Source organism: Iningainema tapete BLCC-T55 (assembly GCF_014698965.1).
GTDB classification, from domain to species: domain Bacteria; phylum Cyanobacteriota; class Cyanobacteriia; order Cyanobacteriales; family Nostocaceae; genus Iningainema; species Iningainema tapete.
Genome location: NZ_JACXAE010000086.1, coordinates 62551 through 82383, shown reverse-complemented (window position 1 = coordinate 82383; position 19833 = coordinate 62551). Strand labels below are relative to the sequence as shown.

23 protein-coding genes and 1 pseudogene are annotated in these 19833 nt (G+C 41.6%); 8 read left to right on the top strand and 16 right to left on the bottom strand.

Features of this window, described 5'->3' with window-relative positions; genetic code table 11:
* Positions 1-234: 234 nt before the first annotated feature.
* Positions 235-552, bottom strand: a complete 318-nt coding sequence (locus tag ICL16_RS28400) for a DUF2605 domain-containing protein (RefSeq protein ID WP_190834867.1) — start codon at positions 550-552, stop codon at positions 235-237.
* 476 nt (positions 553-1028) lie between these two features.
* On the opposite strand from ICL16_RS28400, the gene thrS reads away from it, so the two are divergent.
* Positions 1029-2873: a threonine--tRNA ligase gene (thrS, locus tag ICL16_RS28395; RefSeq protein ID WP_190834865.1), complete on the top strand. Its 1845-nt coding sequence runs from the start codon at positions 1029-1031 to the stop codon at positions 2871-2873.
* Between the two features lies 1 nt (position 2874).
* Here the strand turns inward: thrS and ICL16_RS28390 are convergent, their stop codons facing one another.
* Positions 2875-5775, bottom strand: a complete 2901-nt coding sequence (locus ICL16_RS28390; RefSeq protein ID WP_190834863.1) for a glycerol-3-phosphate acyltransferase — start codon at positions 5773-5775, stop codon at positions 2875-2877.
* Between the two features lie 202 nt (positions 5776-5977).
* Positions 5978-6118, bottom strand: a complete 141-nt coding sequence (locus ICL16_RS28385) for a hypothetical protein (protein ID WP_190834857.1) — start codon at positions 6116-6118, stop codon at positions 5978-5980.
* Positions 6119-6345: 227 nt separating this feature from the next.
* Here ICL16_RS28385 and ICL16_RS28380 point away from each other — a divergent pair, with 227 nt between their 5' ends.
* A complete protein-coding gene (locus ICL16_RS28380; RefSeq protein ID WP_420485311.1) occupies positions 6346-7293 on the top strand; it encodes an SGNH/GDSL hydrolase family protein in 948 nt (315 codons plus the stop codon).
* A 110-nt stretch (positions 7294-7403) separates the two neighbouring features.
* Here the strand turns inward: ICL16_RS28380 and ICL16_RS28375 are convergent, their stop codons facing one another.
* The 11 genes and pseudogenes from ICL16_RS28375 to ICL16_RS28350 form a co-directional block, all read right to left on the bottom strand.
* Positions 7404-8459: a hypothetical protein gene (locus tag ICL16_RS28375; RefSeq protein ID WP_202895761.1), complete on the bottom strand. Its 1056-nt coding sequence runs from the start codon at positions 8457-8459 to the stop codon at positions 7404-7406.
* 385 nt (positions 8460-8844) lie between these two features.
* A complete protein-coding gene (locus tag ICL16_RS28370) occupies positions 8845-9264 on the bottom strand; it encodes a hypothetical protein (protein WP_238360995.1) in 420 nt (139 codons plus the stop codon).
* A complete protein-coding gene (locus tag ICL16_RS46130; protein ID WP_238360994.1) occupies positions 9252-9479 on the bottom strand; it encodes a hypothetical protein in 228 nt (75 codons plus the stop codon). Before ICL16_RS46130 ends, ICL16_RS28370 begins: the two co-directional genes overlap by 13 nt.
* Positions 9480-9500: 21 nt before the next feature.
* Entirely contained in the window at positions 9501-11822 is a 2322-nt protein-coding gene (locus tag ICL16_RS47425; protein ID WP_337907149.1) for a CHAT domain-containing protein, read from the bottom strand.
* A 36-nt stretch (positions 11823-11858) separates the two neighbouring features.
* Positions 11859-11939 (bottom strand): annotated as a pseudogene (locus ICL16_RS47830) (tetratricopeptide repeat protein); the annotation flags it as partial.
* 26 nt (positions 11940-11965) lie between these two features.
* A complete protein-coding gene (locus ICL16_RS46115) occupies positions 11966-12322 on the bottom strand; it encodes a hypothetical protein (protein WP_238360993.1) in 357 nt (118 codons plus the stop codon).
* 108 nt (positions 12323-12430) lie between these two features.
* A complete protein-coding gene (locus ICL16_RS46110; protein ID WP_238360992.1) occupies positions 12431-12628 on the bottom strand; it encodes a hypothetical protein in 198 nt (65 codons plus the stop codon).
* Complete coding sequence (locus tag ICL16_RS46105; RefSeq protein WP_238360991.1) at positions 12615-12836, bottom strand: hypothetical protein; 222 nt, start codon at positions 12834-12836, stop codon at positions 12615-12617. Before ICL16_RS46105 ends, ICL16_RS46110 begins: the two co-directional genes overlap by 14 nt.
* A 27-nt stretch (positions 12837-12863) precedes the next feature.
* A complete protein-coding gene (locus tag ICL16_RS46100) occupies positions 12864-13055 on the bottom strand; it encodes a hypothetical protein (RefSeq protein ID WP_238360990.1) in 192 nt (63 codons plus the stop codon).
* Positions 13056-13170: 115 nt separating this feature from the next.
* Positions 13171-13479: a hypothetical protein gene (locus ICL16_RS46095; protein WP_238360989.1), complete on the bottom strand. Its 309-nt coding sequence runs from the start codon at positions 13477-13479 to the stop codon at positions 13171-13173.
* Positions 13479-13829 (bottom strand): STAS-like domain-containing protein, encoded by a 351-nt coding sequence (locus ICL16_RS28350; RefSeq protein WP_337907137.1) that lies wholly within the window; start codon positions 13827-13829, stop codon positions 13479-13481. Before ICL16_RS28350 ends, ICL16_RS46095 begins: the two co-directional genes overlap by 1 nt.
* A 472-nt stretch (positions 13830-14301) precedes the next feature.
* Here ICL16_RS28350 and ICL16_RS28345 point away from each other — a divergent pair, with 472 nt between their 5' ends.
* A complete protein-coding gene (locus tag ICL16_RS28345) occupies positions 14302-14652 on the top strand; it encodes a HEAT repeat domain-containing protein (protein WP_190834853.1) in 351 nt (116 codons plus the stop codon).
* Entirely contained in the window at positions 14649-14897 is a 249-nt protein-coding gene (locus tag ICL16_RS28340; RefSeq protein WP_190835162.1) for a HEAT repeat domain-containing protein, read from the top strand. Before ICL16_RS28345 ends, ICL16_RS28340 begins: the two co-directional genes overlap by 4 nt.
* A 58-nt stretch (positions 14898-14955) precedes the next feature.
* On the opposite strand, the gene ICL16_RS28335 is transcribed toward ICL16_RS28340, so the two are convergent.
* Positions 14956-15399: a hypothetical protein gene (locus ICL16_RS28335; RefSeq protein WP_190834851.1), complete on the bottom strand. Its 444-nt coding sequence runs from the start codon at positions 15397-15399 to the stop codon at positions 14956-14958.
* 164 nt (positions 15400-15563) lie between these two features.
* On the bottom strand, positions 15564-16385 hold the full coding sequence (locus ICL16_RS28330) for a DUF4114 domain-containing protein (protein ID WP_190834849.1): 822 nt from the start codon (positions 16383-16385) through the stop codon (positions 15564-15566).
* Between the two features lie 256 nt (positions 16386-16641).
* Here ICL16_RS28330 and ICL16_RS46965 point away from each other — a divergent pair, with 256 nt between their 5' ends.
* The 4 genes from ICL16_RS46965 (at position 16642) to ICL16_RS28315 (ending at position 19819) form a co-directional block, all read left to right on the top strand.
* Entirely contained in the window at positions 16642-16773 is a 132-nt protein-coding gene (locus tag ICL16_RS46965) for a hypothetical protein (protein WP_273039619.1), read from the top strand.
* Positions 16757-17773, top strand: coding sequence for a TOBE-like domain-containing protein (locus tag ICL16_RS28325; protein WP_190834846.1), 1017 nt, complete (start codon positions 16757-16759; stop codon positions 17771-17773). Before ICL16_RS46965 ends, ICL16_RS28325 begins: the two co-directional genes overlap by 17 nt.
* Positions 17774-17832: 59 nt before the next feature.
* Positions 17833-18852, top strand: coding sequence for an ABC transporter ATP-binding protein (locus ICL16_RS28320; RefSeq protein WP_190834844.1), 1020 nt, complete (start codon positions 17833-17835; stop codon positions 18850-18852).
* Between the two features lie 70 nt (positions 18853-18922).
* Complete coding sequence (locus tag ICL16_RS28315; protein WP_190834842.1) at positions 18923-19819, top strand: ABC transporter permease; 897 nt, start codon at positions 18923-18925, stop codon at positions 19817-19819.
* Positions 19820-19833: the final 14 nt, after the last annotated feature.

The following is a 19833-nucleotide window of genomic DNA, read 5'->3' as shown; positions in this document are numbered from 1 at the left end:
TTTCCTCCAAAATCGCAAATCTTAAAATTTTGTAATGTAACGGGACGTTGCGGTTATTCCATCACCCAAAGCGATGGTGAATGGCTGACGCACTTGAAGTGCGCTAAGTAACTCAAAATCACAGAAGAGATTAACTTTTTGTCAAGCGAACTATTTGAAAATGCCTTCCCGCTACATGATAATTAGAATTATGTCAAGGTTTTACTTTTTATCTTAATAACCGTCTTGTTTTTGTCAATTATCTTGCTGAAAACGAAAGCGTGTTGCTACATTCCAGCATTCTGTGAGCAATTGATGCCAAGGCATTAAAGTTGCCATATCAATGCCGACAGTTCCGTCAGTGGCGTTGAATAGCATTTTTGCTGTAGTCACTTCCTCTTGCGCTGTCTTGACGCGCAAAAGTAAGGCAGACTGCTCATGTTCACTCATAAATGAGATTTGCTCGTTTTCCAACAAATTGCGGGAGCGGGCAAACCAGTACTGAAAATCATCTAGCAACGGTTGTAGAACCGTTTTAAGTAATTCAGGTCCCGGTATATTTGAGTTTGGCATAAATGAGCAGTATATTTATAACTTTCTTACTAATATTAACTCTATTTAAGTTTCTTAATATTTATTTTAACTACGACTTAAGTCATAATTTATCAAAAATATATAATCCTAAATACATCTTATATGATAAACGGGGATCGCTAAAGGGTTTGTATACAGCCATTAGAGTGATTTCAGAATGATCCCCAGTGTAGTTGCATCTGGACTAAAAATCTTTACCTCAGAATATACGAAGATACGTAGCCTTGACTTATGTAAGGGCTTATAGCTCAAGTCCGTTTTAACGGACTACAAGAGTTATGCAGTCAAAAGATCGCAGACTGAAGCTTGAAGCCAAGAAATAAATTTTTTGAATGACGAAAATTATGGTGCAATTTGCTGAGTCACCAAATTGAAACATAGGCTCCGTGCTATATTAGGAGATGTTTTTCACTTTTTGGTAATCAGTAAACTTCAGCTAGTCAATCACTTCGCCAATGGTTCAGCAACCGATGTCGCAACAATCACCCATAAACCAGCCAGAACAACCAGAAAAAATATATTTGCCGCGTACTAGCGAATCGGACAATCTCAAGAAGATTCGCCATACAGCTTCCCACGTGATGGCAATGGCAGTACAAAAGCTGTTTCCCAAGGCGCAAGTCACAATCGGCCCCTGGATTGAAAATGGATTTTACTACGACTTTGATAATCCTGAACCATTCACTGACAAAGATTTAAAAGCCATTTATAAAGAAATGGTTAAGATTATCAATCGTAAACTACCAGTAATCAGAGAAGAAGTTAGCCGCGAAGAAGCTCAAAGGCGAATTAAAGAAATTAACGAACCTTATAAATTAGAGATTCTTGGAGATATTAAGCTTGAACCCATTACGATTTACCATTTAGGAAATGAATGGTGGGATTTGTGTGCTGGTCCTCATATAGAAAACACAAGTGAACTCAACCCAAAAGCGATTGAACTAGAAAGTGTTGCTGGGGCTTACTGGCGCGGAGATGAAACCAAAGCACAGCTACAAAGAATCTACGCCACCGCCTGGGAAACACCAGAACAGTTGGCTGAGTATAAGCGGCGTAAAGAAGAAGCCCAAAGGCGAGATCATCGGAAACTAGGTAAGGAACTGGGATTGTTTATATTTTCCGATTTAGTTGGACCAGGTTTGCCATTATGGACGCCGAAAGGAACTTTGTTGCGCAGTCTTTTGCAAGACTTTCTGCAAAAAGAACAACTAAAACGGGGTTATTTACCAGTAGTGACGCCACACATAGCCAGAGTAGACTTGTTTAAAACTTCTGGACACTGGCAGAAATATAAAGAAGACATGTTCCCCTTGATGGCAGAGGATGAAGAATCTACAGAAAAAGAGTTAGGTTTCGTCCTCAAACCCATGAACTGTCCCTTCCACATCCAAATATATAAGAGTGAGTTGCGATCATACCGTGATTTACCAATGCGACTAGCGGAATTTGGCACAGTTTATCGGTACGAGCAATCTGGGGAATTGGGAGGCTTAACGCGGGTAAGAGGTTTCACTGTAGATGATTCTCACCTGTTCGTAACGCCAGAACAACTAGATAGTGAGTTCCTTAACGTCGTAGATTTGATTCTGTCGGTATTTAAGTGTTTGCAACTCAAGAATTTTAGAGCCAGACTGAGTTTCCGCGATCCTGCTAGTGACAAGTACATCGGTTCAGATGAAGCTTGGGAAAAAGCACAAGGTTCAATTCGTCGTGCTGTAGAAAAGTTGGGAATGGAGCACTTTGAGGGAATAGGGGAAGCAGCATTCTACGGTCCCAAACTAGATTTTATCTTTCAAGATGCCCTAGAAAGAGAATGGCAACTGGGAACAGTGCAAGTAGATTATAACTTGCCAGAAAGATTCGATTTAGAATACGTATCTGAAGATGGATCTCGTCAACGCCCAGTAATGATTCACCGTGCGCCTTTCGGTTCTTTAGAAAGGTTGATTGGGATTTTAATAGAAGAGTATGCAGGAGATTTCCCATTGTGGTTAGCACCAGAGCAAGCAAGATTGCTACCAATCGGTGAAGCACAACTAGATTTTACCAAAGCTGTAGCAGCAAAGATGGTAGCACAAGGCATTCGTGCCACAGTAGATACTAGCGGTGATCGCCTCTCCAAACTCATCCGCAATGGCGAAAAAGACAAAATCCCTGTCATGGCTGTAGTTGGCGCAAAAGAAGTTGAAACAAACGGATTAAGCATCCGTACTCGTGCAGGCGGTGAATTAGGCACAATACCCGTAGACGAAGTATTGCCAAAAATGAGCAATGCGATCGCCAACTTCGAGAACTTTTAAACTAAAAATCATTAGGGCGTAAATCATTAGATATTTCCACAATACCCCGATAGCCATCCATCCTTACCCGCTGCCCATCTTGCAAAATCCATGTAGCATTATGCACATCCATCACCGCAGGAATACCATACTCACGAGCAATAATTGCCCCATGAGAAAGCCGCCCACCAGCCTCAGAAATTAAACCAGCCGCTCTCACCAGCAAAGGCGCCCAACCGGAATCTGTATAAGGAACTACCAAAATAGTATCCGCAGCAAATTCCGGTACAGATTGCAAACTGCGCAAAACCTTAACCCGCCCTTCAACTACCCCAGGGCTAGCCGGGATACCCTGCAAAGCATGATCCGGAAAAGGAATAGCAGTGCGGAAAACCAGCGCAGGAGGATTATTACCATAAACAATCGTCGGCACAGGATGAAGCTGAACATTATCTTCCAACTGCTTCCGCCGCAACAGCACCAAATCCTGCAACTGCTCCACAAACTCTGGCTCAAAACCCTCAACCAAACGCCGCACCTCATCCAACTCCAGAAAAAATATATCCCCAACCTGCCCAAGCAAACCAGAGCTTAACCAAACCTGCTCCAAAGCCACAAAACACCAACGCAACTCAGCCAAAAGACGAGAATAAACCTCAGTCACCTTGCCCTTCAAATCCACACGCCCCTGCACAAACCCCTTCCTCTTCCCTCTGTGGAGTGGGCATCCTGCCTGCCCTCCTTTTGGCGGTTCAATTCCCCCCTCAATCAACTGCACAAACAACTGCTTAATCGGCGCAGGCTCCTCCTTCCAAGTAGGAACAGCAATATCAGTACCCACCTCACTTAAAAAACCATAACGCTGAAGCAACTTATCAAAATCCGCCAAAACCTCCTGCCCACCATCAGTTTGCCCCAACTGCTCAAACACACCCTCTCGCTCCACCACAGACAACACCTGCCGAGCACGAAAAGCCAAATCTTGAAGCGAGCGCATTGCCGCCACCTCTGGCGTCAAACTATTATCAACATCCCCATCTTTAACCCGAAAAATGCTAGAACGCAAAGCCACACTTAACGGAGCCAAAATACTATAGTAAGTAGCACTACGCAACAACTCCAAAATATAGTCAACTCTTGCCAACAACCGAACAGGATCAAGATCCTCCACCATTTCCTGACTTAACTGCGCAAAAGCAGGAACAAACCGCCGACGATAAGCCCAATGGAAATCCACATACAAACATAATTCCCGCCAAACCAACCGTGACAATCCAGGAATATTACTCAAAGTAGTAGCCAAAGGCGGCTTACTCATCTTAGCGCCCCTGGTCAAAAACTCTAAACTTTCTGGCGGCAAACCCATGCGGCGAAAAATCTCTCCTAACAGAGTTGCATTAAAATAAGCTCTTGAATAGTGTAGCGTTGCAGTTTGATTAAAATCCAATCCCACAGCACGTTGACCTAACACCAAAGCAAAAATTCCGCCCCAAACACCACAAGTTAATGGACGATTAATCGACCAAGTTAACGGACGAATTAATCCAGGAATCACTTCTGCCGCAATCTTACGTGTCCAGATTGGTAGTAGAGTACTAATAGGTCGAGTTTGTAAAACCCAAAGAGTTTGACCGTCATAAGTCCACTCAATATCTTGAGGAATGCCGTGATAACGATCCTCTAGACGACGGGCTAAGTATGCCACCTGTTTAATTAATGCTGCAGGCACTCGCCCCGTTCCTTCTAACTGTACAGAAGCGAAATTTTCTGTATCGATCACAAAAGCGCAATACTGTTCTGGTGTAAGTTTACCAGAAACTACACTATTAGCGTTTCCTGGTAAAGCTTCTATAATAACTGCATCGCCTTGCTTAGTCATGGGATCGCGAGTAAAGGCTACACCAGAAAATACACCTTGGACTTGTTGTTGAATTAGTACTGCCATTCCAGCTTCGGTGAGATTGCGATCCCGACGATATTGCACAGCGGTAGGATTATTGTAAGAAGCTAGAACTCTAGCGATCGCTTGTTGCAAACCGTGTTTATTAGTAACATTTAAAACCGTTTCATATTGCCCTGCGGCAGAAGCTTGCTCTGTATCTTCGCCAATTGCCGAAGAACGCACAATCAAAGGAGACAAATCCGAAGGTTGAAGAAATTCTATTAACTGTGTGGGATCATCCCAAGGTGCGAGTACCCACCCCTTCGGCACAGGATAACCCCACCGCTTAATTTCTGCTAATCTAGCTGCCTTATGTCCAACTAACGCTGCATTCAAATCATCATTAAGAGAGAGAATTTTTTGCTCACCGCGCAAAAACTGAAAAGCTGCTTGCGACTCTGGTTGTGCTTCTTGAGCGGGAAGCTCTAAATCATCATCTATTCTGGTATAAATCCAGCCCAACAAACCAGCAAGAGCAACAGCAGCAAAAATTCTTGGTACATCTTCAATATGTAAGATTGCCACAATCAGGGGAAATAGAACCAAAACCCCAAATTTTGCTAACAGCTTAGAGCGTAAGATAGTAAAGCTGGCGCTAGTCAGCAAAAATATAAACACCGCTGCGAGTGGATCGTGTACTGTAAATCCCCACACAACATTTGTCGTGCCTGCGCCTTTACCAGCCGAGTATCTACCTATGACTAAAGCAAATAGCGCAACTAATTCCCATACTGATCCATTACTAAAGAAAGCACGGGCAAGTAGAACTACAGCGATCCCTTTAAAAGCCTCTGAAAACACTGCCAAAATTCCTGCCAGAGTGCCTCCGTGGTAAAATGCCGCCGAGACACCAACATTGCCAGTACCGATGGTTGCCAATTGCTTTTTACCTAGAGCTTTAGTAATCCAAGCAATCAGCGGTAAGGCACCCAGTAAAGGGCACCCAATTAAAATGAATAAAACACCCCAGAGTTCAGACATTTTTTAGTTAGATTTTAGATTCATTTTTCATCTAAAATTTTTAATATAAATCTAATAATTTTTTTATGTTTATACAGCAGACACTTGGCAGTGACGAAAACTGTTTCCCCTTGCCACAAGGTGATCATTTTTTCCATCTGTACAAAGGGTTTGTCTGTTTTTTGCTGCCCAGTGTCTTGCTTTACTTCATCAATATAGCTTTTTAGTTTACCGCATAGGCTGCTTGTAGCGCCCAAATAACTAGTGCCAAAATCGACCCCAATAGCAGAACGGTAGAAATGGTTACTGCTTTTGGTGAATCTGCACCATCAAACTTCATGATTCCTCGGTTTAGGTCGGACATAGCTTGTTATCCTCCTTTAATGATCGGACTAATTTGTCCGCTTCGATTGTAGTCTTTTTATTCGCTTATAATGCAAATTGCCTAATCTTATTTTGTTTACACTTTGCAATATTTACATCGCTATATGTACTTATATCTATGGACACAATTTTATGCATCGTTATTTGTATAGTATTTTACAATTATTTTCGTTAAGGTATAATTTAAAACAAATAAAGATGTTTGAATTGAAATTAGAATTGGTAATTATTTTAGCTGTATTTATCTGTTTAACAACAGAGTTAGTCCTGCGTCTAACAGGGTTCGGTAATCCCTTAATTTATATTGCTGATGAGCAAATTGGATACTTATTAGCCCCCAACCAGCGTACTCGTCGCTTTGGTAATCGGATAGAGATTAATGAGTATTCGATGCGTGGTGAGTCGATCCAAAAGACGCCTTTAGCTTCTACACTTCGAGTGCTACTTTTAGGAGATTCGATCGCCAATGGTGGTTGGTGGACAGATCAAGCTAATACAATTTCTAGTTTACTGAGAGATTCATTATCAGGAAAAATTAGTAATTATCAGCATGTTGAAGTGCTTAATGCTTCAGCAAACTCTTGGGGACCAAGAAATGAGTTAGCTTATTTACAGAAGTTTGGCAGCTTTAACGCGCAAGTGGTGGTGTTGCTAATTAATACCGATGACTTGTTTTCTACGGCTCCTACCTCTTTACCTGTGGGACGCGATCGCAACTATCCAGACAGTAAACCTGGTTTGGCATTGGTAGAAGTGTTTGATCGTTATCTTTCTCAACCAAAGCCGATCCCAGAAATGAAAGCAGTTTATGATGAAGCAGGCGATCGCGTTGGTTTTAATCTGGAAGCAATTGATAAAATTCAAGAGTTGGCGCGTCAAGCTAATAGCCAATTTTTGCTAGTTATGACTCCCTTACTGCGAGAAATTGGTTCTGGAGGACCTCGCGATTATGAAGTTAAAGCACGTCAGCGGCTGAGTGATTTTACTCAGGAAAAGCAGATTAGTTATATAGATTTTTTATCAGTATTTAACTCAACTAAAGATGTTCAAGCTTTGTACCAAGATCATATCCACCTGAACAAACAAGGTAATCAGCTTGTGAGTGAGGCGATCGAGCGATCGGTTTTAGAGCTATTGGGATTACCAATAATGTAGAGACAGTACTGTACGGTCTCTACAGGATAGGGGGGTTTTAACGATGGATTTAGTATCATGGTTAAGATTTTGAACCGCCAAGACGCCAAGGACGCCAAGGAAAGAGGTATTTAGCGGCGACGGAGGATAATTAAGGTAGCAAGCACGAAGAATGTTCCAATAACTACACTCCAGCCAAAAACTTCTGCTCGAAAGCGCAGATGCTGTTGATAATTATTGGGCTGCGCTAGGATGACGGCGGAGGCTATTTGACTGGTGGCGAGTCCGACGCTGGCGATCGCCACTGTTGTGTTGAGGGCGCGGTCATTTTTGGATTGCTCAATATCGATTATTCCTTGTATTGTCTTGATAGTATTTTCCATTAATGTCAATTTTGGGCTGAGGTTAGCCTGCTCTGTTTCTATTTGGGTTAAGAACTTCTCTTCTACAAAGTCACTGAATTCTTGAAAAAATGTCCAATCACTACCGCTATCTAACTCTTTTAGCTTTTGCCAACGTTTATTATAATTACTGATGTTTATTTTTATTGTCCGCTTTTGGTCATCTATGTAGCTGACATTATTCGTATATTTTAATAAAATTTCGGGAGTTTTGGCTAATGTTTTTCGCAATTGATTAATATCAATAGCAGGATTATTAGCTTGCTCGTTCAAAGCAATTACTGTGTTTTGTACTAATTTAGCACCTTGCTTCAAATTATCTTTGATACTACGACTTTGAGCGTAAGCCCAAAGTATTTTGTGACGGTATCTAAATAGTCGTAGTAATTGCGGATATAACTTTTGATTAACTTTTTGAATTGCATCTAGTTTTAAATTATAGGGAAATAGACATATTAATATATGATAGCCATCACTTATTTGTTGCCCGGTCGAGGGTAGCCGCCACAGTTCAAATACAGTCCCTCCTAAAAATGTACCTCTTATATCTGCTTTCCAATCATGTTTGGAGGGTAATTGTAACTGAGCATAGCATTCTTGAGCAGTTTCTTCAGCATCTTGATCTTCTGTTGCTAATTGACCCCAGATTAACCAACTTTCACCAAGTTTACCTTTTTGCTGATTGATATGGGAGAGAATTTCTTGTTGTACCTGCTGCAAGCAACTTACAGATTGAGGCAAAGATTTATAATCAGGAATATAATTTGCCGTGCCGTCAACCTGCAAAGCGAAAGTGTCTCCTAATTGTACAGGATAATAATACCCATCTAGGGAATCCTCAAACTTCTCAACTTTTTTAGAACCTAGTAGCTCAACATAATCATAACCATCTTTTTCAGCTTGCTTGAATCCTACTAACCGCTGCTCGTCTAAAGGACTTCCGTAGATTTTTGCCCAAAATTCTTCACGATTTATGTCAACTTGCTCATCTTGCCCTAAACCTTCTTTTAAATCATAGAGAAATAAATCAATTGTTGGGTAGATTAAGCAAGTTTTACTAGTTATAAACCAATCATCAAATTTTATAAAAATCTTTGCTCGTAGTAAGGGCTTTAGCCCTTGTTTATTTACAACTCGAATGCTTATTAGCTTAACTCAGGCAACCCACCTATTAAAAAATAATAGTCTGAATCACATCTCTAGCTGAAGAGACAGAGTTAAGAGCTTTAGTAATTTTCCGAGCTATTTCAGTCAATTTATTATTATCAAATTTCTTGTCAAATTCAACTAGCACCTGTATAATTTCCACAGCGGAATTATCAATTTCAGTATTAAACTCTTCAGGTTCAGGCTCAGGTAAAAAATCAACGCCTTTACTGCGCTGTTTAATAATTGTGTCTAAATACTCGCAAACCTGTTCGTAAGACTTTGCGAGCGGGGGATAACTCATAGCAACATCATAAAGTTTGCCAATATCCGCTGGAATATTAATTTGATTTACCCGCGCTTGCACATCAGCAGGTAGTGGTGCTTTAAGTCGGGATAATGCCAATATAAAGGCTTTCAACTCAGAGGCTTCTAAAGGGTGCATGGTGGTATACCAGTAATTGTGAAAGCTGCCCAGAAGTAAGGGTGATTATACGGTTGTTTGCTAGGTTCTTGTGTATCCTTAATACTGTTTAAATGGTGGGACAAGAAACGGCGAAGAATGGCTTCATCTGCAGGAAGTTTGGCTATCTCTACTGCATACCATTCTGTAAGTTCCCCCGCTGTGACATTTCGTAGCCACTGGGTAGCTTCAGCCAAAGCCACAGCCTCTGATTTACCTTATTGTAGCAATTGGTAAAACTGCATCATCACCAAAGCGCTAGCGGCTGATTCGACAGTCCACAAAGTACTGATGACATGAGCTACACCGCAACTCATAAAACCACTGACAAGCCCCACATATTCTGTAGTAATGGTGTGATTACCAGTGATAGCCGTTTCACAAGCCGCAAGACTGACAAGTTGGTAGCTTCTCAAATCAAAATCGCGGATATCAGCAAGCGTCAGTTTATCCTCACCTGCTAACGCCAAGTAGGATAAAGCAGGATTGTGGAAATTGTAAGTGCCATGCCCAGTGAAGTGAAAAATATTGTAGCCTTGAGGCAAATCTTTTTTTAGTTGCTCCGTTGTAGCTTCATCAGAACGCAGACGGGTATGATTGGGGAACATCCGGCAAATCGTCTCAGATTCAATTTGGGCAAATTCCAGTATGGGAAGCCCCAAGCTTGTGGGATGTTCCACACTAAGTAAAGATAATCGATGATGATTGCCTTGTCTTGTGGGGTGGGCATCTTGCCCGCCCTGATACTCTAAATGAGAAAGTCCTAGTTGGGCACTGGGTAAATAGGTGATAGTAAACTCATCTGGAAACAGCGCATGAAGCGGAAAGCGGTGCAAGTCACGATGAGAAACCAAAATGAGATTTTGGTTCTTAGTTGCGCGATTTTGGATTGATTCGATAATAGTGGTGATATCGAGAATATTACCCAAGTTATGGAGCATTTGCGGCAAGCGTAAGCGCCACGAACTTTCTTCTTCACCTTGCTTATCTTTACCTTGACGATATTCCGCATATTGTTGATTCCACTCTTTCACCCAGTCTTCAAACTCATGTAAACGTCGCGCCTGACTAAAAACCCCAGTAACTTCTGCGAAACCGGGTTCTCCCAACACAATAGGTGATGGAGAATCGTGTTTTAGAATAAACGTGTGTAGAGCGTAAGGGCTGATATGCCAGTAGACAATAGCAGTTGTAGAATTGAGCAACTGTTGAATTTCTAAATAGCTAGGAGAGGTAACCTCATCACTCCACGCATACAAAAGCCAACTCAAACAAGCATTCTTACCCTGTTCAGCTAATTCAACCGCTTGCACCAAATCCCCAGACTGTACCGCCAAATCAACCGTCAACTGCTGAAACCCTGCAAACTTCAAAGCAAGTTGTTTTTTACTTTCATCAGAGCGATTTGGTTCATTCAGCAAGCGTCGCAACAAATCTGTACACCTTCGCTCAAGTTCTTCAGCTTTAGCAGTTTCCCCCAAATCCAACTGCACGCGAATCAAGTCTTGCAAAACCTCCAGATGCAACTGGGGAAAATCTGCCTCGGTAAGAGTTTTCAACGCCTCGTTGTACTCAACCACAGCTTTATGCCAATAAGAGCGAGGGTAGAAATCTCCTCGCCCTCGCAAATAGTGAGCATTACCTATCGCCCGATGCAATTCTCCCCAACCCTCAGGGTGAGTGTCTTGGTGGCAATACTTCAACCCTTCCTTATAGCTTTCCAATTCCCCTTCATAGCCACGCTGGTTAAGGTTGGGATTTTGTTTGGCTATAGTACTCAAGGACGCCAGCAGCGGATTACAACTAACTGATTGTCTTGAAGCATAGCCCCGATTAATCCAAGCTTGGTTTAAGTCAGGTTTGATTTCTATGGCTTTGTCGTAGGATGCGATCGCCTCTTGATATTTTCTTAACTCAGTCAGCGCCAAACCCCGATTGTTCCAAGCTTGGCTTAAGTCAGGTTTAATTTTTATGGCTTTGTTATAAGAGGTAATCGCATCTTTACTTTGCCCTAATACATACAGTATTAAGCCTCGGTTGTACCAAGCTTCGTAATCATCGGGTTTTATCTCTATGACTTTTTCGCAAGATGCAAGCGCTTGCTCAAATCGCCCTAAGTTGACCAACTCATTTATTTGGATGCGCCAAGCTAAGTAGTCGTCCGGTTTGATTTCTATAGCTTGTTTGCAGGAGGTGATTGCATCTTCACTTCGCCCTAAGTCAGCCAGCGTTAAACCCCGGAAGCTCCAAGCTTCATGAAAGTCGGGCTTGATTTTTATGGCTTTATCAAAGGATGTGAGCGCTTCTTCAGATTGCCCTAAGTTAGCCAGCGCCAAACCCTGGTTTATCCAAACCTCATAGTCGTCAGGTTTGATTTCTAGAGCTTTGTCGAAGGATACGAGCGCTTGTTCAAATTGCCCTAAATTTTTCAGTACCACCCCCTGAGTAAAATAAGCTGCGTAAAAATCTGGTTTGATTTCTATGACTTTGTTGTATGATGCGATCACTTCTTCAAACCGTCCTAATTCCTCCAACACCATGCCTCGCTGAAACCAAGCTCCGTAGTAATCTGGTTTGAATTCTATAGTTTTGTCGTATGATGCGATTGCTTCTTCAAATCGCCCTAATTTATGTAGGGCAATTCCTCGGTTGAACCAAGTTCCTTCGGCATCGGGTTTGAATTCTAGGGCTTTATCATAGGATGCGAGCGCACCTCTCCCACTTCCCCAATGTCCAACTCACCTAGCTGCACCATTCGCGCTGCTAACTCATCATTCGGTGTGGGTGACGCTAACAATCTTTCGCCATGCCGCAACCACTCCACCAAAGCAGCCTCAGTAATGTTCTTTGCTGCTAAAAAGCCCCTTACCCGTCCCCGACTCCAGCCCTCATTCACCCCAGCCAACAGTTCGAGGAACAACGATTCATACTCCGCATCTGTCGGCTGTTTCTCCTGTTTTACTATGTTTTGTCCCGCGCCTGACTCCTTCCTTGCTTGCGTTGAGCGTTGGGGAGAGTTTCCAAATAACCGCTTGAGCATTTACCGCCTTTTGTATCGCCTTTATCCTGTATTATAGCGATTTTACTTATATTACGGGAGTTTTAGATCACATTGAGAACGTGAGTGCGATCGCTCTTCACCATAGAACTAAAAGGTGTGTTTGCCTATAATGGTCATCAAGCTTTGAAGTTTTGCTTCGTCAAATGCAATACCTCGACGGGCTTTGTTGTCAATATTGATTTGCACAAATAAATCTTTGAGTTCCTCGGCAATTTCTTGAGGTGGGTTTCCTGATAATGCGATCGCAATTAAACGTTCTGCGGTGTGAATTTCACCGAGCGTCAATTGCAAGAGTTGCAGCACTACGATGTAACACTGAACGGGTTGGTTCTGCCTCAACATTACTGGCTAGCAACTCGGCTGCTAATCGTTCTTTTTCAAATGCTTGTCTAGATAATTGCTCAGCTTGAGCAAGGTTGCCTCTGAGTTTAGCAACCTGTGCCATCTGTGCCAAATCCATTGCCTGTTGATGAAACTCTTGTATCTGACTCATTTTTATGTAATAAAGAGGCAACCTCTCCTACCTCACCACAAGCTTACCTTGACTTCGTGCCGCTTTAATCGCATTCATGTTGCTGGTAAATACCCGAATTCCAGGAACGCTGACAAAATCGCCGTCATCAGTAATCACATTTACTATCCCTTCTTTATTCATTGTTTCGAGGATAAACAGATCGTAGCCATCAAGCAGTTGAGTTTGAAATCTAGTCAAGGCTGCATCTACTGTGCGCTCGTCGATTGTTAAATTAATTGGTGCGGCGATCGCTTTAACTTGACTCCAAGCTGCTTGAACTTCAGCTACAACTCTAGATCTCTGTGCTGGTTCATTATGGCGATATTCCGTCTTCTGTAATTGTCCCCTGTGCCTTAATAAAAATTTCTCGTTCCGCTTTTTCTATAAGATGGGCTAACTCTGCTAAAGAGAATCCAGTGTAAGAAAGTAAAGATTTAGCGGAACGAGCTTTTCTGAGATAGGAGGTATAATCTGTAGTTTGATAAGGAACAGACGAACCGATGGCTGGAGTGTAAGTCAACCAATACCAGACATTTGTATCTACTAAAAAGATGTCATCTTTTTTCGGGATATCAGAACGGATATCAAACACCTCTGCCTGAACTATGTAATTAACCGTCATTAGACACTAACTGCTTGCTCTTTCAACACTTCGTCTACTGCTTGACGGATATGTTCATTACTATAGTACCGCTTCGAGTTTTCAATAACTCGGTTAAGTACCTGTCTACCAAGTGGATTCAGGTTAGATACCTTGAGTAGACGGTTAATGTCTTCACTGCTAATGTCTCTATGTAGTTGTCCAATAGCGAAGTTAAAGAAAGGCGAAGCAAAAATATCTACTCCTGCAAAGTCAAGTTCAATAGGATGATTCGCCAGTAATTCTGGATGGATAAGATTATACAGCTTTTGACCTTCATCCGGTGTCATACAGTTTTCGCTGATTAGATTGCGAATATCATACTTCATCATTCAAACTTCCTTTCACACAAGTGGTAAGTGGTGCTGTGCGTTTATTTTTAATACCTATCGGTTTTTATTCTAACATTATAGTAATTTCACTAAAAACAGTGGTTTTAGTTCGCTTTGATTTCATAAGTGCGATCGCACAAGTAAAAAAGCGATCGCCCGAAGGGCAGTGCGCTACAACCAGCATCGCACTTAACTACGTAAGTAAGTAAAGAAGGAAGGCTCAATTGGTGGAGGTGAACAGGTGAATGTCAAAGAAGAAGTTGACACGAGTTCTCCAGAACCAAGTTACCTTTTCCGTGCGGATGATGACTACAAAATGGGTAATCCAGTTGGATTCGAGCTAGATAGTCAAGATGCTGCGCTCTTCAGATATTCAAAATCCTCAGGAGCATGTTCTTGATAAGGAATCTGGACAAACACCAGGCGACCTCATAACTTGGGCAAAGTAAAACTTTCGTGCATAGGTAACTTTATGGATGAACTACAAATAGCAATAGCAGAATTACATAACGTAAATCCAGATATTCGAGAGTTATCACTCGATAAAATAGGAACTCTTAATCCTGACAATGCTTTTGAAATTATAGTTCCTTTTATCTCCGATCCAGAACCAGAACTACGTGGCACGGCTGCTTGCAATTTAGGAGAAATTGGTGATAGTCGAAGTGTACCGCATCTGATTAGATTAGCAAGAATTGATCCTGAAGAAAAAGTTCGGAGTGAAGCTCTGTCTGCATTAGATAATTATAGGACACCTGAAATATTAACATGTCTAATTGATGAAGTTAATCGAGAAAAAAATCACGCAGACCTAGACAAATAGTTGCACAACAACTCCAGCATTATAATGATGATAAGTCAGTTGATACTTTAAGTATTTTGCTACTTGAGGATGAAGATGTGTATGTGCGTATTTTTGCTGCTGACTCACTTTTAGAATTAAATCGTCCCAGATTACGTGAAGTTTGGAAACAAGCATTGGAGGACGACAGCACTTACGTAATTCAAATAGCTTCTCAAGCTCTTACTAATTTACAAAAATGTGAAAAATTACTAGAAGCTAGCTGATAGAAGCAGTTAGCATATTACATAGAGTGCTAACTGTGTCATCAAGCGCTAATTTTGCTTAGCATCCAGCATCTCCAATTACGGGAACTTTGACTTCTTGACCATTTTGTTTAACACGGATAGTGCCTTCTTTAATTGCCACAGATTCAATTTCACCCTTAGCGCCAAGTTTTACGGCAACGTCAACCATAATTTTGCCATCTTGATTACTAAAAGTTTGAAGTGTCCGTTGTCCATAGAACTCTTTACCACTAGCTTTAATCCGGCTAAATTTAGTAATTTTGCCGTTTATTTTCATTTCCATTGAATTCTTTTCAAGACCATTGAAGAAGACCAATTTATTCTTCTCTGCTCTATTTTGTCTCCACAATGTCATGCCACAGCCACTTCCACTAATCTCGTTTAATTGAAATTCTCCTACTTTTGGTGGTGCGGCGACTCCAGAGTTGGCAAAAATAATTGCTACTATTAAGAACAAAGATATAAGCGCAATTTTTTTCATGATTTTTCAAAAATTATCGATATTGTAAATACTCAAGTGCAAGCTTAATTTATCCTTTAAACCTGCCTTGGTTGTTGATAAGAGTATCTACACACCGAGATTTGAAATATCCTGAGTAAAATTCAATTTCACCCGATTGGGTGAGCTAGAGATAGATGCGGGTATTAGCTTTGAGGAGTGGAACGACGACGAGTTGCCAGCAGACATAGTGCGGCAACACCAATTACAGAGATTGTGACTGAAGGCTCTGGTACGCTAACACTGATATTCTGTCTACCAAAATCAATAGCGAATACTGTATCGTTATAATCTCTGTCGCCACCTCCCCACAAGTCCTCGAAACCTAATATGAGGTAATCGTTGTAGAGGTAAGAGACAGTGTGCTGTACTTTATCTGGGTTCTCTTCTGGATATATACCAAATATACCTTTGATTCCGTCGTTGTAGATACCACCATTGATGTCATTTGACTGTAACAAGAAGTCAAATTTAGTACCTGCTTTAAAGACTCCCAAATCTACCCAATCACCTACATTTAGAGGTGAATCTGGTGCTACTTTACCTGGTAAAGGTTGATCCGGATTTTGGCAGAAAGAACTGAAATTAGTGAAACCACTATCTCCAGGATTACAAGATGTGTCACCAAAAATTTTACCTGTTTCTACTTCATTACCGTAAGTAGTTTTGTAATCCAATCTGTTGCGATATGCTCCGGCTGTTTCACCGATAAAGAATACTTTGACACTATTGTCGTTTAATAGCGATAGCCGAGATATATCTACTTGGTAGTCTTTAACCTGCTCAGGAGACAAATACCGACTTTCTGCGCCTACAAAAGCTCCCAAGTCAGGGAGTATATTTTGAAACTCTACTGAGGCTTCATCTCTGCTTCTAATATTAATAGCATTTGCAGGTGTAACTGCGGAAAGGAGGCTAGAAGCTAAGGTGCCGGCGGCGATTAAAAGAGTAAAGATGTGATTTTTCATGAGATGATGGTTTTCCTTGATCTTGCTTAAAGTGTCTAGATGATTAATTCACTTTTGTATCTAACAATTCCGTATAATTTCTAGATGGTTTTTTGTGTTTGTTATATTTTTTATATTCCCATCAAGAATCACAAACATCCTCCTTTTTGTGCAACTTTGATAATTGTCCCTCTGTCATACTGTGTACTTAAAAAACTTTCCGCCAAAAAATACTTAAGTATATGGCACATAGCTTGATAATACCAATTTTACTAAGATGGTAATTGATTCAGATCACATCAAATCAATGAGTGCGATCGCGGCGGCAACAAAACCACTGAGTTCTTTCTATGCTATTAGTGATTTAATCGAACCAAAAAGGTGCATTAGCTGTGGGCATATTAGTTGAGAACGTATCCAAGCAGTTTGGTAGTTTTAAAGCAGTAGACGACGTAAGCCTAGAAATTAAGAGTGGCTCCCTTGTCGCGTTGTTAGGACCATCGGGTTCAGGAAAATCTACGTTGCTGCGCTTAATTGCTGGTTTAGACACACCAGATAGTGGTAAAATTTTTCTTACAGGCAAAGATGCTACACATCAAAGTGTACAAAAGCGGAATATTGGCTTTGTGTTTCAGCACTATGCTTTGTTCAAACATCTCACTGTAAGACAGAATGTGGCTTTTGGGATGGAAATCCGTAAATTACCGAAAGCGAAAATTAAGGCAAGGGTAGAGGAATTACTGGAATTAGTACAACTGAGTGGACTAGGTAACCGCTATCCGGCGCAACTTTCAGGAGGTCAACGTCAAAGGGTAGCATTAGCGCGATCGCTAGGTGTGGAACCTGAAGTATTGCTGCTTGATGAACCTTTTGGCGCACTTGATGCAAAAGTTCGTAAAGACTTGCGCATTTGGTTACGGAGATTGCATGATGAAGTTCATGTTACCACAGTTTTCGTTACCCATGACCAAGAAGAAGCAATGGAAGTTTCTGATGAAATTGTGGTGATGAACAAAGGGCGTGTCGAACAAGTTGGTACACCAGCAGAAATTTACGACCATCCCGCTTCAGCGTTTGTGATGAGTTTTATTGGTCCTGTGAATGTGTTACCTAGTAGTGCGCGGATTTTCCAAGGTAATGGGTTTGATTCAGCACATCCGGAAATGTTTTTACGTCCGCAAGATGTGATCATAGAAACTACTGAAGAAGGCAATAGTGTGTCAGCTAGGGTGAGTCGTTTAATACACCTGGGTTGGGAAGTGCAGGTAGAGCTAACATTAGATGATGGACAAGTAGTTACAGCGCAGTTAACACGCGATCGCTTTGACGAATTGAACTTAGAACCACAGCAGCGCGTGTACGTTAAACCGAAAGATGCCAAATCTTTTCCTCTGTACTATTCTATTTAAGCAGAGCGTAAAATAGAGATAGACTTTGTTGAGATTTGTATAGTAAGGGATAACCTGTCATGACTCCCGCCATTTTAATAGAAAATCTAAAGAAGCGTTATGGCACGGTTGAAGCCGTTAAGGATGTTTCCTTTCGGGTAGAGCCAGGAGAAATCTTTGGTTTACTCGGTCCTAACGGAGCGGGGAAAACAACTACTCTGCGTGCTTTGTGTACCCTCACTACACCAGATGCTGGTAAAATAGAGGTATCCGGGATTTCTGTACTAGATCATCCCAAAGCAGCAAGACAACGGCTCGGTTATGTAGCCCAAGAAGTTGCACCAGATAAAGTGCTGACGGGAAAAGAATTGCTACAACTCCAAGCGGCACTTTATCACTTACCAAATGCGATCGCCAAACAACGTGTAGACACTGTACTAGATTTGCTCGGTTTGCAGGAATACGCCAATAAAAAGACTGGCACTTATTCCGGCGGTTTACGTAAGCGTTTAGATTTAGCCGCAGGCTTACTTCACGCACCAGATGTTCTCGTTCTTGATGAACCGACAGTAGGACTTGACATAGAAAGCCGTTTTGTGGTATGGGACTTCTTAAGGAAGTTGCGTTCAGCAGGAACAACAGTACTAATTACCAGCCATTATTTAGAAGAAATAGATGCCCTGGCTGATAAAGTGGCAATTATTGATCGTGGGGTGGTAATTGCCTCAGGAACACCTTCACAATTAAAAGATAACTTAGGTGGCGATCGCATCACATTGCGCATCCGCGAGTTTTCACCAATTGAGGAAGCGCAAAAAGCTAAAGATTTGCTTAACTCTTTACCTTTTGTGCAGGAAGTCATCATTAACAGCGCCCAAGGAAATTCCCTCAACTTGGTAGTAACGCCACAGAATGACGCTTTGATGATCATACAACAAAAGCTGAATGCTCTTGGATTACCAATGTTTGGTATAGCCCAATCTCGTCCAAGTTTAGATGATGTTTACCTAGCAGCAACGGGAAGAACCTTATTAGATGCAGAACTTGCGGCAGCAGGAACTCGCGATCCTAAGGCAGAAAAGAAGCAGAATATGAGGTAATGGCTAATTGCTAATAGTCACAATTAGCGATTAGCAATTAACAATTAGCAATTAACAATTCTAAAATACTATGAGTGGAACAATCATTCCTCCAAAATCAGATCTAAACTTGCAGCAAGTGGCAGCACCTAAGCTGTACACAGAAGCTGCACCAAATTTTTTCGGTGAGTTAGTTCAAGAAACTTTGGCTTTAACACGTCGTCTATTTATTCAGTTACAGCGACGCCCTTCAACATTGTTGGCAGGAATTATTCAGCCAGTGATGTGGCTAGTATTGTTTGGTGCTTTATTTCAAAATGCACCAAAGGGTATTTTTGGTAATACTACCAATTACGGTCAATTTTTAGGGGCTGGAGTAATTGTGTTTACAGCGTTTGCGGGAGCGCTGAATGCAGGTTTGCCAGTAATGTTCGATCGCGAGTTCGGCTTTTTGAATCGTTTGTTAGTAGCACCACTAGCATCGCGATACTCGATTGTTCTGGCTTCGGCAATCTTCATTATCAGTCAAAGTTTACTGCAAGCAACAGTAATTGTGGCAGCAGCAGCGTTTTTAGGGGCTGGGCTACCAGATGCTACTGGGTTAATTGCCATCGCTCTAATAGTCTTTCTTCTGGCTTTAGGCGTAACCGCCCTTTCTCTTGGGTTAGCCTTTGCTTTACCCGGACACATTGAACTAATTGCTGTAATTTTTGTTACTAACTTGCCTCTATTATTTGCCAGTACTGCTTTGGCTCCTCTATCCTTTATGCCCAAGTGGTTGCAGGTTGTGGCTACGCTTAATCCTTTGAGCTACGCAATTGAACCGATCCGCTATTTGTACTTAAACTCAGATTGGGGATTAAATAGTGTAGTAATGCACGCATTTTGGGGTGATGTTACCTTTGGTGGTGCATTGTTAGTGCTAGTTGGTTTTGCGATCATAGCTTTGTTAAGTATTCAACCCCAACTACGACGGACTCTAGCTTAAAATTTAAGCAAATG

What these genes read in the sequence shown, in the direction of transcription:
- ICL16_RS47425 (WP_337907149.1), bottom strand. Translation starts at nt 11,822, where the DNA reads ATGGTGTTGGAGGAATTAGGACGGTTTGAAGAAGTGATCGCATCATAC.
- ICL16_RS46105 (WP_238360991.1), bottom strand. Translation starts at nt 12,836, where the DNA reads ATGAGTCAGATACAAGAGTTTCATCAACAGGCAATGGATTTGGCACAG.
- ICL16_RS28350 (WP_337907137.1), bottom strand. Translation starts at nt 13,829, where the DNA reads ATGATGAAGTATGATATTCGCAATCTAATCAGCGAAAACTGTATGACA.
- ICL16_RS46095 (WP_238360989.1), bottom strand. Translation starts at nt 13,479, where the DNA reads ATGACGGTTAATTACATAGTTCAGGCAGAGGTGTTTGATATCCGTTCT.
- ICL16_RS28330 (WP_190834849.1), bottom strand. Translation starts at nt 16,385, where the DNA reads ATGAAAAATCACATCTTTACTCTTTTAATCGCCGCCGGCACCTTAGCT.
- ICL16_RS28335 (WP_190834851.1), bottom strand. Translation starts at nt 15,399, where the DNA reads ATGAAAAAAATTGCGCTTATATCTTTGTTCTTAATAGTAGCAATTATT.
- ICL16_RS28400 (WP_190834867.1), bottom strand. Translation starts at nt 552, where the DNA reads ATGCCAAACTCAAATATACCGGGACCTGAATTACTTAAAACGGTTCTA.
- ICL16_RS28345 (WP_190834853.1), top strand. Translation starts at nt 14,302, where the DNA reads ATGGATGAACTACAAATAGCAATAGCAGAATTACATAACGTAAATCCA.
- ICL16_RS46965 (WP_273039619.1), top strand. Translation starts at nt 16,642, where the DNA reads ATGGTAATTGATTCAGATCACATCAAATCAATGAGTGCGATCGCGGCG.
- ICL16_RS46115 (WP_238360993.1), bottom strand. Translation starts at nt 12,322, where the DNA reads ATGCTCAAGCGGTTATTTGGAAACTCTCCCCAACGCTCAACGCAAGCA.
- thrS (WP_190834865.1), top strand. Translation starts at nt 1,029, where the DNA reads ATGGTTCAGCAACCGATGTCGCAACAATCACCCATAAACCAGCCAGAA.
- ICL16_RS28370 (WP_238360995.1), bottom strand. Translation starts at nt 9,264, where the DNA reads ATGCACCCTTTAGAAGCCTCTGAGTTGAAAGCCTTTATATTGGCATTA.
- ICL16_RS28385 (WP_190834857.1), bottom strand. Translation starts at nt 6,118, where the DNA reads ATGTCCGACCTAAACCGAGGAATCATGAAGTTTGATGGTGCAGATTCA.
- ICL16_RS28390 (WP_190834863.1), bottom strand. Translation starts at nt 5,775, where the DNA reads ATGTCTGAACTCTGGGGTGTTTTATTCATTTTAATTGGGTGCCCTTTA.
- ICL16_RS28315 (WP_190834842.1), top strand. Translation starts at nt 18,923, where the DNA reads ATGAGTGGAACAATCATTCCTCCAAAATCAGATCTAAACTTGCAGCAA.
- ICL16_RS28320 (WP_190834844.1), top strand. Translation starts at nt 17,833, where the DNA reads ATGACTCCCGCCATTTTAATAGAAAATCTAAAGAAGCGTTATGGCACG.